Annotated in this window: 9 protein-coding genes, 3 tRNA genes and 1 pseudogene; 11 read left to right on the top strand and 2 right to left on the bottom strand. The window is 37.3% G+C overall.

Features of this window, described 5'->3' with window-relative positions; translation table 11 throughout:
* Positions 1 to 37 precede the first annotated feature (37 nt).
* Positions 38 to 2,464, top strand: a complete 2,427-nt coding sequence (gene lon, locus ACFIKN_RS09280) for an endopeptidase La (protein WP_375658307.1) — start codon at positions 38 to 40, stop codon at positions 2,462 to 2,464.
* Between the two features lie 229 nt (positions 2,465 to 2,693).
* Entirely contained in the window at positions 2,694 to 2,972 is a 279-nt protein-coding gene (locus ACFIKN_RS09285; protein ID WP_273791158.1) for an HU family DNA-binding protein, read from the top strand.
* Between the two features lie 1,100 nt (positions 2,973 to 4,072).
* Here ACFIKN_RS09285 and trmFO read toward each other — a convergent pair.
* A complete protein-coding gene (gene trmFO / locus ACFIKN_RS09290; protein ID WP_273791159.1) occupies positions 4,073 to 5,485 on the bottom strand; it encodes a methylenetetrahydrofolate--tRNA-(uracil(54)-C(5))-methyltransferase (FADH(2)-oxidizing) TrmFO in 1,413 nt (470 codons plus the stop codon).
* A 135-nt stretch (positions 5,486 to 5,620) separates the two neighbouring features.
* Between trmFO and ACFIKN_RS09295 the strand changes: the two genes are divergently transcribed.
* From ACFIKN_RS09295 to ACFIKN_RS09320, 6 genes are all read left to right on the top strand, one after another.
* Positions 5,621 to 5,703 (top strand) — tRNA-Leu (locus ACFIKN_RS09295).
* A 135-nt stretch (positions 5,704 to 5,838) separates the two neighbouring features.
* Positions 5,839 to 7,266: a trigger factor gene (tig, locus tag ACFIKN_RS09300; protein ID WP_375658308.1), complete on the top strand. Its 1,428-nt coding sequence runs from the start codon at positions 5,839 to 5,841 to the stop codon at positions 7,264 to 7,266.
* 130 nt (positions 7,267 to 7,396) lie between these two features.
* Positions 7,397 to 8,896 carry an Asp-tRNA(Asn)/Glu-tRNA(Gln) amidotransferase subunit GatB gene (gene gatB, locus ACFIKN_RS09305; RefSeq protein ID WP_375658309.1) on the top strand — a complete coding sequence of 500 codons (1,500 nt, stop codon included), beginning with the start codon at positions 7,397 to 7,399 and terminating at the stop codon, positions 8,894 to 8,896.
* A 182-nt stretch (positions 8,897 to 9,078) separates the two neighbouring features.
* Positions 9,079 to 9,477 (top strand): NADH:ubiquinone oxidoreductase subunit NDUFA12, encoded by a 399-nt coding sequence (locus ACFIKN_RS09310; RefSeq protein WP_012755018.1) that lies wholly within the window; start codon positions 9,079 to 9,081, stop codon positions 9,475 to 9,477.
* Between the two features lie 90 nt (positions 9,478 to 9,567).
* Complete coding sequence (locus tag ACFIKN_RS09315) at positions 9,568 to 9,993, top strand: DUF2155 domain-containing protein (RefSeq protein ID WP_375631374.1); 426 nt, start codon at positions 9,568 to 9,570, stop codon at positions 9,991 to 9,993.
* An 884-nt stretch (positions 9,994 to 10,877) separates the two neighbouring features.
* Complete coding sequence (locus ACFIKN_RS09320; RefSeq protein WP_375658310.1) at positions 10,878 to 11,609, top strand: rhomboid family intramembrane serine protease; 732 nt, start codon at positions 10,878 to 10,880, stop codon at positions 11,607 to 11,609.
* Here the strand turns inward: ACFIKN_RS09320 and ACFIKN_RS09325 are convergent.
* Positions 11,606 to 12,436, bottom strand: coding sequence for a TrmH family RNA methyltransferase (locus ACFIKN_RS09325; RefSeq protein ID WP_375658311.1), 831 nt, complete (start codon positions 12,434 to 12,436; stop codon positions 11,606 to 11,608). The genes ACFIKN_RS09320 and ACFIKN_RS09325 overlap by 4 nt on opposite strands.
* Positions 12,437 to 12,642: 206 nt before the next feature.
* Here ACFIKN_RS09325 and ACFIKN_RS09330 point away from each other — a divergent pair.
* The 3 genes and pseudogenes from ACFIKN_RS09330 to ACFIKN_RS09340 all read left to right on the top strand — a co-directional run.
* Positions 12,643 to 12,726: transfer RNA gene (locus ACFIKN_RS09330), tRNA-Tyr, on the top strand.
* Positions 12,727 to 12,758: 32 nt separating this feature from the next.
* A tRNA-Gly gene (locus ACFIKN_RS09335) sits at positions 12,759 to 12,832 on the top strand.
* 180 nt (positions 12,833 to 13,012) lie between these two features.
* Positions 13,013 to 13,092: pseudogene (locus ACFIKN_RS09340) on the top strand (elongation factor Tu); the annotation flags it as partial.

Consider the following 13,092-nt stretch of genomic DNA (forward strand, 5'->3'; position numbering starts at 1 on the left):
TGTTGTAGGTAGCTCATAGGCTCCAGAAAGGAGAGTTATGCAATATATTGATGAAAAGACAGATGAAGTAAGAGATGGGGTTTATGCTGTTTTACCTCTTCGTGATATTGTTGTCTTCCCCCATATGATTGTTCCACTTTTTGTGGGCCGCGAAAAATCAATTCGTGCTCTTGAAGAAACGATGGCGGTTGATAAGCAAATACTATTGGTGACACAAAAAAATGCTTCTGATGACGATCCAAAATCAGAGGATATTTATCATATTGGTACATTTGCTAATATTCTTCAACTTTTAAAGCTTCCTGATGGTACTGTAAAGGTTTTGGTTGAAGGAACTGCACGTGCAAAAATTAGTCAATTTTCTTTAAGTGAAGGTTATCATCAGGCTTTTGCAACTGTTACAGAAGAACCTAGAGAGAGTGATGTTGAGATTGAAGCTCTTTCAAGGTCAGTGATTGCTTATTTTGAAAACTATGTAAAGCTTAATAAAAAAATCTCTCCTGAAGTTGTGAATGCGATTGGCCAGCTTGATAATCCTTCTAAGCTTGCCGATACAATTGCTTCTCATTTGATGATTAAACTTGCAGAAAAGCAGGAAATATTAGAGCTCTTACCTGTGCGGGCCCGTCTTGAACGTGTTTTGTCCTTCATGGAAGGAGAAATTTCTGTTTTGCAGGTTGAAAAACGTATTCGTTCGCATGTTAAACGGCAAATGGAAAAAAACCAACGAGAATATTATCTTAATGAGCAGATGAAGGCTATTCAAAAAGAGTTAGGAGCAGGTGATGATAGCCGAGATGAACTCTCTGAATTAGAAGAACGTATCAAGAATACAAAACTATCCAAGGAAGCGCAGGAAAAAGCTGGAGCAGAATTGAGAAAATTACGGAATATGTCTCCTATGTCTGCAGAAGCGACAGTTGTACGTAACTATCTTGATTGGTTATTAGCAATGCCTTGGGGGAAAAAATCTAAGATTAAAAACAATTTAGATTTTGCTGAAAAGGTCATGAATAATGAACATTTTGGTCTTGAAAAAGTTAAGGAGCGAATTATTGAATATTTGGCCGTACAAAGTCGCGCGTCAAAGATAAAAGGCCCCATTATTTGTTTGTTAGGTCCTCCAGGTGTTGGGAAAACATCATTAGCGCGCTCTATTGCAAAGGCAACGGGGCGTGAGTATGTTCGTATCTCATTGGGAGGTGTCCGAGATGAAGCAGAAATTCGTGGACATCGCCGAACATATATTGGCTCGATGCCTGGAAAAATTATCCAGTCTATGAAAAAAGCAAAAAAATCTAATCCGCTTTTCTTGCTTGATGAAATTGATAAAATGGGACAAGATTTTCGTGGCGATCCTTCATCTGCTTTATTAGAAGTTCTTGATCCTGAACAAAATGGTACGTTCATTGATCACTATTTGGAAGTTGAATATGATCTTTCTGATGTCATGTTTATCACAACTGCCAATACGCTTAATATTCCAGGTCCGTTAATGGATCGTATGGAAATTATTCGTATTGCTGGTTATACTGAATGTGAGAAAATGGAAATTGTTAAACAGCATCTTTTTCCAAAGGCACTAAAAGATCACTGTTTGTCTAAAAAAGAACTCAGTATTTCTGATGGAGCACTAAGGTCAATTATTCAGTTTTACACACGTGAGGCAGGCGTTCGTAACCTTGAGCGTGAACTCATGAAAATTTCCCGCAAATCCGTTACAAAAATTCTCAAAACGCATCAAAAATCTGTAAAAGTTACAGAAAGTAATATTCATGATTTCTTGGGTGTTAAACGTTATCATTACAATCAGATTGAAGGCGAAAATCAAATTGGTGTTGTGACAGGCCTTGCGTGGACAGAAGTCGGCGGAGAGTTATTGACCATTGAAGGAGTTATGATGCCCGGCAAAGGTAAGATGACTGTAACTGGAAATTTACGTGATATTATGAAAGAGTCCATTTCAGCGGCCGCATCTTATGTGCGTTCTCGTGCTGTTGATTTTGGTATTGAGCCTCCACTTTTTGAAAAACGCGATATCCATGTTCATGTTCCAGAGGGTGCGACACCAAAAGATGGTCCCTCTGCTGGGATTGCAATGGTGACAGCAATTGTGTCGGTCCTTACAGGAGTAGCTGTGCATAAAGATATTGCAATGACTGGTGAAATTACTTTACGTGGACGCGTTTTACCCATTGGTGGATTAAAAGAAAAACTCTTAGCAGCTCTTCGAGGAGGGATAAAAAAAGTACTTATTCCTGAAGAAAATGCAAAAGATTTGGTTGATATTCCTGATGATGTCAAAAATAATATGGAAATTATTCCGGTAAATCATGTGAGTGAAGTTTTGAAACACGCTTTGGTTCGTTTTCCAGATACTATTGAATGGAAAGAACCCTCTACAGTGGCTGTCCCAATCCGGTCAGAGAGCAGTGATAGTGACGGAATACAGATTGCGCACTGATTCACTTATCTCATTTATAACGGCATTTTTTAGGTGGCAGAAGGCGTTGTTGAGGTTATTATTTTGTTTTTTGTTGGAAAAAGTGAAAAATTCCGTGAATAACTGTGATTATTGCTAAAAAAACAATGTTTTGGATAAAAATAAGACTTCTGTTTGCTGTACTTTTCAATAAACTGACCAATAACATGATTAAGTCATGTTCAGGTAATATAGGGAAAGGAAATATTTTATGAATAAAAGTGAATTGGTTAGCTCCGTTGCTGAAAAGGCAGGTGTTTCGAAAGCGCAAGCTGGTGCTGTTGTTGATGCTTTTATGGCTTCTGTAACAGAAGCTTTAGCTTCAGGGGGAGATGTTCGTCTTCCAGGTTTTGGCACTTTTGAAGTTTCTCATCGTGCTGCAACAAAGGGGCGTAATCCTTCAACTGGTGCTGAAATCGATATTCCAGCACGTTCTGTACCCAAATTTTCTGCAGGAAAAAGCCTTAAAGAAGCAGTTAATAAAAAATAATTTAAGCTACATTAAAAAAACCCGATTTATTTATAAGCGGGTTTTTTTAACACATGTGTTATGCGCATTTTTCATATAAAACTTTGAGATCTTTGCGATACTTTTTATTTTCATGTATTGCTGGTATTTTTGAAAATGATTTTAAGTTTTGTATAAAATACTGTCAGCTTAAAATATATTGTTTTTAGTCATTTTCAATGAAATATTGCACTGTATTAATTGAGCACGGGTATGGCTTATAAAATGTAATATTAACTTTTATTACGCTGAAGTGTTACGGTATTTATTTCAAAACAAGATCCGTAAATAATATGAGGCGGAAAACTCTGTAAAGTCCATAAAAGTTATTATATATCACCATTTACGCTTAATAAAAGTGCATGTTGGTGCCACCGTGCTATCTATTTTCTCAGTTCCTATAATGTTGCGACTAGCCCCAGATATCTGAGACGAGTGCATAAGGGATAGTTTTATTCTTTTACTCTTATACGCCAACCTTTCTTGTGACACACCAAGAGGATAATTTTATTGATTTATTAGAGAGCCTGAAATGAAAGAATCTTTTGATATTCAGATTTGGTTTTCAATATTGTGATTTTTCTTGGCATTTGAGAGGGGAGAGATAGCTCCAGCTCTATCCTACAAATATTTTTTCCATATCTTTATTTCACTTGTGATATGCAAGCGAGTATTTTTCCTTCATCATACAAGAGTTAAAATGAGAGAACATCACAAATTTTGAGGGAGGAAGTTACAAAACAGAAAAATTACTCTTATAAAATAATATACATTACGTAATATAAAAACTATTAATAAAGATAGTACAGTATTACGTGTGTATTTTTCATCTATTTTTTTGATTATTCATAATATATTTATATGATTATTTTTTTAGTCATTAAATCATATTAAATTGTTGATAGCGGTAAAGGTTTTTTATAGCCAAAAGTTATTTCACAGCACCTACATAATTGAATAAATGATGAAATGTAGGTAGTATTTATTGATTGGAGGAGACAGTCTTTAAAAGGCTTTAGAATGATTTTTTCACGAGAGTCATAAAGATCTATTCAGTAGGTGAGAGGCGAATCGTATGTTTTTTATAAACAGGAGCTCTTTGATTCTTTATCTGCTAACCACTGAGTACAATCATTGAGAGCTCTCGCTGTTATGGCTTGTTTTTTTACTAATTTTTTTTCTTTACTTGGTAAGCGTTTCCCTGAATGTTTAATAGAAGCAATAGGGGGAAAAAGTCCGAAATTGATATTCATTGGCTGAAAAGACTGTGTTTCTGCTTTTTCATCTATGATGTGTCCCCCCGTAATATGATTCAAAAGGGCTCCGAATGCTGTAGTTTGTGGGGGGAGGCAAGGGGAAATATGATGATATTCGGCAGCAGCAAAACGTCCAGCAAGAAGCCCTATTGCCGCTGATTCTACATAACCTTCACATCCGGTAATTTGCCCTGCAAAGCGTAGTTGTCTTTTTTGTTTTAAACGAAGGGTTTGATCAAGAATAATTGGCGAGTTGAGGTAGGTATTGCGGTGAAGACCACCAAGACGCGCAAACTCTGCTTTTTCAAGACCGGGAATCATTCTAAAAATACGAATTTGTTCACCATATTTCAGTTTTGTTTGAAAGCCGACCATATTATAAAGCGTTCCAAGTTTATTATCTTGGCGTAATTGAACGACAGCATAGGGTTTAACTGTAGGGTTATGGGCATTAGTTAAGCCCATAGGTTTCATAGGACCATGTCTTAACGTTTCAAGTCCGCGCTCAGCCATAATTTCAATGGGGAGGCATCCATCAAAATAGGGCGTTTTTTCAAAGTCACGAAACTCTGTTTTTTCAGCATTTTTTAACGCTTCAACGAATGTTTCATATTGTTCTTTGTTGAGAGGACAATTAAGATAATCTTTTCCCGTTCCCTCAGGACCAATTTTATCATAGCGAGATTGATACCAACAAATGTTGATATCAATACTGTCGGTATGGATAATAGGTGCAATCGCATCAAAAAAAGAAAGAGCTTTTATACCGGTTATTGCTTGTAATTTTTGAGCAAGTGCAGGCGATGTAAGGGGGCCCGTTGCAATGACAACATGTTTCCAAGCTTTAGGAATTTCTTGAACTTCTTCACGTTTGATTGTTATAAGGGGGTGGTTTTCGAGTGCTGTCGTAACGGTTTTTGAAAATCCATCACGGTCAACAGCAAGAGCACTCCCTGCGGGAACTTTGTTGGCATCAGCAGCTTTCATAATTAACGATTTTGCTAATCGCATTTCAGCATGTAAAAGCCCTACGGCATTTGTTAATGAATCATCGCAACGAAACGAATTTGAACAAACCAGTTCTGCCAATTTATCGGTTTTATGGGCATCTGATTTTTTTTCGGGTCGCATTTCATGCAAAACAACAGGAATTCCTGATTGAGCGATTTGCCAGCTCGCTTCACACCCCGCAAGACCGCCACCGATGATATGAATTGGGATATCAAATGTCTTTAACATAATTGACTTTTAGCGTAAGCAGTTATGTATGAAAAGCATAGATTTTGTTTTTTTTTAATATATTTGTTTGCTTTTTTTCTGTAATTAATGGTATAGAAACGCCGCTTGTATAAGGTTATTAGCTTGTAAGTTTGAGCGGATGTGGCGAAATTGGTAGACGCACCAGATTTAGGTTCTGGCGGGAGACCGTGGGGGTTCGAGTCCCTCCATCCGCACCAAAGCAATCCCTTAGGTGCTACGGATTTCTACGTGTCTGAAATTCCGCTTCATGGTAAATGTAACACTCGAAGTGTTAGAATGTAATGATTATTAGAGTGGGTTGATCCCTCTCCTTAGAAAAATGAAGGTGTTTAATGCAGGTTACCGAGACGCTTAATGAAGGACTGAAGCGCGAAATTAAGATCGTGGTTCCAGCGAAAGATTTAGAAGAAAAGTTGAATGAACGATTGGATGATACCAAGGGAAAAATCAAGCTTAATGGTTTTCGTCCCGGTAAAGTGCCTAGTGGGCATTTGCGAAAAATGTATGGTAAATCCTTTATGGCGGAGATTCTCAATGAGATACTCAGTGATGCACCCGGTTCTATTTTAGCAGACCGCAATGAACGTGCAGCGATGCAGCCAAAAATTGATATAGATGAAGATGAAAAAATTCTAGATGGCAAAGCTGATTTTACTTTTAGTTTAAAGTATGAAGTTTTACCAAAAATTGACATTAAAGATTTTGAACATATTAAGGTTATCCGTGAAATTGCAATTATTCCTGAACAGGATATTGATGATCAAGTCAATCGCGTCCTTTCTTCTACGCGTAATTATTCCCTAAAAGAGGGGAATTCTGAAGAAGGTGATCGCATTACCATAGATTATCAAGGTAAGCTTGAAGGCGTTCCATTTGAAGGTGGGACAGATAGTGATGCACAACTGATTCTTGGGTCAAAACAATTTATTCCTGGTTTTGAAGAGCAATTGGTTGGTGTGAAAGCTGGGGATGTAAAAACGATTTTTGTTAAATTTCCTGATAATTACAGTGCAGCACATTTGGCGGGACGGGAAGCAGAGTTTGACATTACTATCAAAGCTGTTTTTAAACCAGATGAATTAAAAATTGATGATGAAGCAGCGCAAAAAGTTGGTTTAGAGTCTCTAGATCGCTTACGTGAGGTCGTTCGTGGGCAGATTGAAAGCCAATATGGTTCAGTGACACGTCAAAAAGTTAAGCGTCAAATTCTTGATGCTTTAGATGCTGATTATAATTTTGAGATTCCTGAAGAACTTTTAGAAGTTGAGTTTAACAATATATGGGCTCAGGTTAATGATGATTTGAAAAAGGCTGGGCGCAGTTTTGAAGATGAAGGTATTACAGAAGAAAAGGCACGGGAGGAATATCGTGTCCTTGCGCAGCGTCGTGTTCGTCTTGGTTTGGTGCTTTCTGAAATTGGAATGAAGGTTGGTGTTAAAGTTAGTGAGGATGAGCTAAAAGCAGCCGTTTTTGATCAGGTTCGCCAGTATCCTGGACAAGAGAAAGAGATTATGGATTTTTTCCGTAGGACTCCGGAAGCTGTTGAAAATCTACGTGCTCCGATTTTTGAAGAAAAGGTCATTGATCATTTATTAGCACAGATAAAAGTCACAGATAAAGAAGTGACGGTTGAAGAGTTGATGAAAGAATATGACGAATCAGATGTTCCTGAAGAAAAGCCGGCAAAGAAAAAGTCTGCAGTGAAAGAAACGTCTACAGAGAAAAAACCAGCTAAGAAAAAGGCTCCTAAAAAAGCTTAATATTTATGCAAACAGAACAAGCCCGATAGAAACGGGCTTGTGTTGTAAGATTTATATCCTGGGGTTACACTGAGAGAATGGTTTTAGATAAGCCATGAGTATATTTTAAAATATTGGTAGTGGATTGGCAATGAGCATCATTGATACGCGTACTCCTGATTCTAAGCGTTTTATTTCTGGAGTTACAGGTGATTGGGAAGTCATCATTGGCATGGAAGTTCATGCGCAAATCATATCAAATTCAAAACTTTTTTCAGGAGCATCAACAGAATTTGGTGCAGAGCCGAACAATCATGTATCACTTATTGATGCAGCCATGCCAGGTATGTTGCCTGTTCTTAATCAAGAATGTGTTCGTCAAGCGGTTCGAACGGGGTTAGGATTAAAGGCGCATATTAATTTAAAGTCTGTTTTTGATCGCAAAAATTATTTTTATCCAGATTTACCGCAGGGGTATCAGATTTCTCAATTTCGCTATCCCATTGTGGGAGAGGGAAAGATTATCATATCTGTTGGTCCAGATTCGAATGGCCAATTTGAGGATATTGAAGTGGGAATTGAGAGGTTGCATCTTGAACAGGATGCTGGAAAATCGATGCACGATCAACATCCAACGATGTCTTTTGTAGATCTTAATCGTTCTGGTGTTGCTCTTATGGAAATTGTTTCCAAACCTGATATGCGCTCATCAGATGAAGCCAAAGCCTATATGACAAAATTGCGTACGATTGTTCGTTATTTGGGCACTTGCGATGGCAATATGGATGAAGGTTCTATGCGTGCAGATGTCAATGTATCTGTTCGTCGTCCTGGTGAAGATTTTGGAACGCGCTGTGAAATTAAAAATGTTAATTCTATTCGCTTTATTGGTCAAGCAATTGAGTATGAAGCGCGTCGTCAGATCGCAATTTTAGAAGATGGAGGCGTCATAGATCAAGAGACTCGGCTTTTTGATGCCGCTAAAGGTGAAACGCGTTCTATGCGCTCAAAGGAAGAAGCGCATGACTATCGTTATTTTCCTGACCCTGATCTTTTACCATTAGAATTTGATCAAGCATTTGTGGATGCTTTGGCAGCGGACTTACCAGAATTGCCTGACGCTATAAAAGCACGTTTTATTAAGGAAATGGGATTGACAGTGTATGATGCTTCCATTCTTGTGACAGAAAAGGCTATTGCTGATTATTTTGAAGAGGTAGCGCGTGGGCGTGATGGAAAAATAGTTGCCAATTGGGTGATTAACGACCTTTTAGGGGCTTTAAATAAAGATAATCGTGAGATTGAAGAGTCCCCAGTATCGCCAAATCAATTGGGAAGTATTATTGATCTCATAAAAGAAGGAGTTATTTCTGGAAAAATTGCCAAAGATCTTTTTGAGATTATTTGGAATGAGGGGGGTGATGCACGCCAAATTGTAGAAGAGCGAAATATGAAGCAGGTAACGGATACAAAGGCTATTGAAAGAGCTGTTGATGAGATCGTTGCTAATAATTCTGATAAAGTTGCGCAAGCAAAGCACAAACCTGCTTTAGCTGGTTGGTTTGTTGGACAGGTAATGAAAGCAACAGGTGGTAAGGCAAATCCCCAAGCTGTTAATGAATTGGTTAAGATGAAACTTGGCATAGATTAAATTTTTATGGGGTGGAGAAGAAGCCATACATATGATATCTTCTTGAAATTAAAGGATAGCACGTTAACCTATCAATTGGAATTGTAGTTGAATTTACGAGTAACTTTTTCGATAATTTCAATCGTTAATAATTTTATTCCAACGATTAATTTCATGAGCGCACTAAATGAATGGAATAGCAGATGGCTCGTTTTTTTAAGCAAATCTTCACATGGTGGAATGGCAATACCATTGGTACGCGTTTTTTCACATGGCGCAAAGGTAAGCGGATAGGGGAAGATCAATTTGGAAATATATATTATGAAGGAGGACTTCATAAGGATGGTTATCCGCACCGTTGGGTTATCTATAAAGACTATTCTGAGGCCTCTACTATTCCACCAGGTTGGCACGGCTGGATTCATCATCGCTGTGAGTGTCCACCAACACAGGAGGATTATCATCCTTATGAATGGGAAAAGCCTCATGTTGCAAATATGACAGGAACAAGTGAGGACTATCGACCAAAGGGGGCTATCACTTCCAATGGAGAGCGTTCTTGTGTGCATGAAGATTATGATGCGTGGTCACCTAAAAAATAACATGTTTTAATGTGCGTGTGTATTTTTGTCTTATTTGACTCTATGTTATGAAAAGAATTATTTTTTTAAGGTGCGATTGATTTTGATATGATGAGATTTTTTTTATTGTTAGGGGTGAGGCATTTTTTATATATTTTTTTAATGGGAATTTTAGTGTTTTTATCCTTAAATAGTGGAGTGCGGGCTGAACGTATTAGCAATGGAATTGCTGTTTTTGCGGGTCTTGACAAAATCACGGGGCGGACTACACGTTTTGAAGTTACTCTTGGTAAAATTTATCAGTACGGTGCATTACAGGTAACTCCACGTGCGTGTTATACGAGCTCTAAAGATGAACCCACGCGTACAACAGGTTTTGTTGAAGTCAATGAAGTGACATTAGATAAAAAAATACGGCGTATTTTTACAGGATGGATGTTTGCGGATAGTCCTGGTTTGAACGCTGTTGAGCATCCTATTTATGATGTATGGTTAAAGGATTGCAAGCAGAATTCTCAAGATCTTCCTCTTCAATGATTAGTGTATTATCTATTTATAATACATTGATTTATAATGGTTATTTATCATTTTACAACTTAATAGGAGGTTCAAATTCCTATGATTACCTCATTTAAAATTTTTTATATTGAATTGATCCAAACTATTCTCTTGCGCGTTAAAAGTGACGGATGTGTAAATAAGACTGTCTAAGAAAGGAATAAAAAACTCCGTCATGAACTGTTTAAATTCAAAGATGCATCATTAGAATAAACATATTTTTTCAGTGTTTCATAAGAGACAGTTCTTGAATTATATCTGTAAAAGGTTGAAATGAAAGGCTTGTTTATATTTGTTAAAGAGATGAACTGACGCTTTTGCATTTATGAGGGAAACAGACTATCAAGTAAGTAATTCATCATGAAACACTAATTATTATATCTAGAGAACGCTGTATTGGTATTTTTTCTCATAGAGATGTCGCTTTTCGTTCAAAGCGTAGAAGCAATGCAGGCTATATTAATGGAAAAATTGAGATTTAAGATTCTTTAAAGTTTATCAATCGAAGTATAGCTTGGTTAAAAAATGCAATAATCAATATATTTCTAGTAAGAAAATAATGTTTATATATTTTTATTATATACCACACTCATAAGTGAGTTTGTCTATTTGTAAGTTCTTGTATATTGCATGATAACTTCACATTTAAGTAAGCAGAATACCATTAAGTTTGTAAATCATATTCTTGGTATCCATGTTTTTTAAAATCTTTTGTATAAAATACACGTGTTTTCATGTAGAGCTATTGAAAATTTTAAAAGAGGCCTCGAAGAGGCGTTAAAAAGATTTTGCATCACTGGGAGTGGTATATTTCTTTTGTATAAAGAATAACCCATTTTCTGAAAAATACGAGATTTTATACAATGAAAGTTTCTAGTCACCACCATAATGATGTTTCCCGATTGCCGAAACAACCTAAAGAACCTTTATTGAATGTTCCATTTATTATAGTTGTTTTGATAGCATTTTGTTTTTGTCTTTATTGCATTTCTCAGTATTTTTTTTCTCATCAGTTTTATGTTGAAAGCCTTGAGTTTTTTTCATTTATACCAGCATTGTTTAAGAGGGATCCTGTAGCATTTTGTTATACCATGGTGAGTTATTCATTTATGCATAGTAGTTTTAAACATGTTGCTCTTAATATGGTTTGGCTTTTGGTTTTTGGCTCTCCTTTAGCAAGGCATTTTGGTGTTTTACGTTTTTTAATTTTTTGGGTGTTAACGGCAGTTATTTCTGTTTTGACTTATTTTACATTTCATCAAGAAAGTACCATATCACTTATTGGGGCGTCAGGTGCCGTATCTGGAATGATGGGTGCTATTGCACGTTACGGTTTTCCTAGTGGTAATCTAGCTGTCAATGCGCAGAACGAAAAACTTTTAGGACCTTTATTATCTGTCAAAAAAGCTCTGTGTTCTAAGGGGGTTCTTGTTTATATGAGTGTATGGCTGACGACTGATTTGATCATAGGTATTTCTTCTATTTTGTTTGAAGAAAATGGCATCTCAATAGCATGGGAAGCTCATATTGGCGGGTTTTTTGCGGGTTTTTTGTTGGTTGGTTTTTTTGATGTTTCACAAAAAATTAAAAACTAGAATCTAAGATATTGATGTGCCACATAAAGAGCTATTGTTGCTGCATTTGAAACATTTAATGATTTAATATTTCCAGGCATGTCAAGGCGTGTTAAAGCGCAAACGGTTTCGCGTGTTTTTTTACGTAAACCTTTACCTTCTGCTCCTAAAACAAGAGCAATTTTATTCCCTGTTAATGCTGTTTCTAGAGGTTGGTCACCTTCTGAATCGAGACCAAAGCTTGTAAAACCTGTTTGATGAAGTTCTTGAAGAGCTTCAGCGAGGTTTCGTACGGTAATATAATGAATCATTTCCAGAGCTCCAGATGCCGCTTTCGCAAGAACACCGCTTTCGTGGGGAGAGTGACGGCAAGTTGTAATAAGTGCTTTAGCTTTCAATGCAACTGCAGAGCGCATAATAGCGCCAACATTATGTGGATCGGTAATTTGATCCATGACAATGACCAGATCAGTATTGGTTAGTTCCGACAGTTTGCATGGTTTGAGGGGGAGAGTTTCCAGAACAATACCTTGATGAACAGCCTCACTTCCAACAAGCGAATCAAGATATTTGGGGGTGCATAATGTAACAGAGCAAGGATAATCTGATTCGGATATATTTAATCGTTTTAAGGCATTTTGTGTAACGTAAAGACATTTTAAAATTCTTTTTGGGTTTTCTAAAGCAGCCTGAACAGAATGAATGCCATAAAGATGGATGATCCCTTGCTGTAAAGAAGCAGCTTTCTTCTTTGGGTGTGTAAAAGATCGAGAAGCAGAGCCTTTTGTATCGCGATATCGGCGACGCAAACGAGCATAATGAGAATTTTGTGATGTTTTTTCTTTCATAGCTTCTTTATAGCGTGTTAATAAGAAAAATAGAGAGAAAAAAATCTATGATTTAAAATTATGAGCAGGAAATTTGTACAGAATTGTATTTATTCTGTTGACAGATACAATAGTAATCGTCATAACCACATCGCAATCAGATTGAATTGAATGGGTATTCAAGATGGTTGTCGTGATGTCTCATTGCGTGACTTTATCGGTGTAATGGAGGGGTGCCCGAGTGGTTAAAGGGGGCGGACTGTAAATCCGTTGCGTATGCTACGTTGGTTCGAATCCAACCCCCTCCACCATTCATCGAAGGAGAGTTAGTACGTGGGTTCATGCGGGTATAGCTCAATGGTAGAGCAGCAGCCTTCCAAGCTGAATATGCGGGTTCGATTCCCGCTACCCGCTCCAAATGGTTGTTGATGATTGGGCAAATAGGTATGATGGAGGATATTCCATTTATAGATTGGGTGGGGTTTTGCCTCTAAGAGTTGTGGTTATTGGGCTGTTTACAGTCTGGTCAGACTCATTTTTGCAGGACTGACCCTAGGTGCTAACAAAAATAGGGAATAAAACAAGAGATTAATAGCAATGGCGAAGAGCAAGTTTGAACGAACAAAACCGCATGTTAATATTGGTACGATTGGTCACGTTGATCATGGGAAGACCTC

The organism is Bartonella sp. CL436QHHD, from assembly GCF_042195105.1.
Classification (GTDB): domain Bacteria; phylum Pseudomonadota; class Alphaproteobacteria; order Rhizobiales; family Rhizobiaceae; genus Bartonella.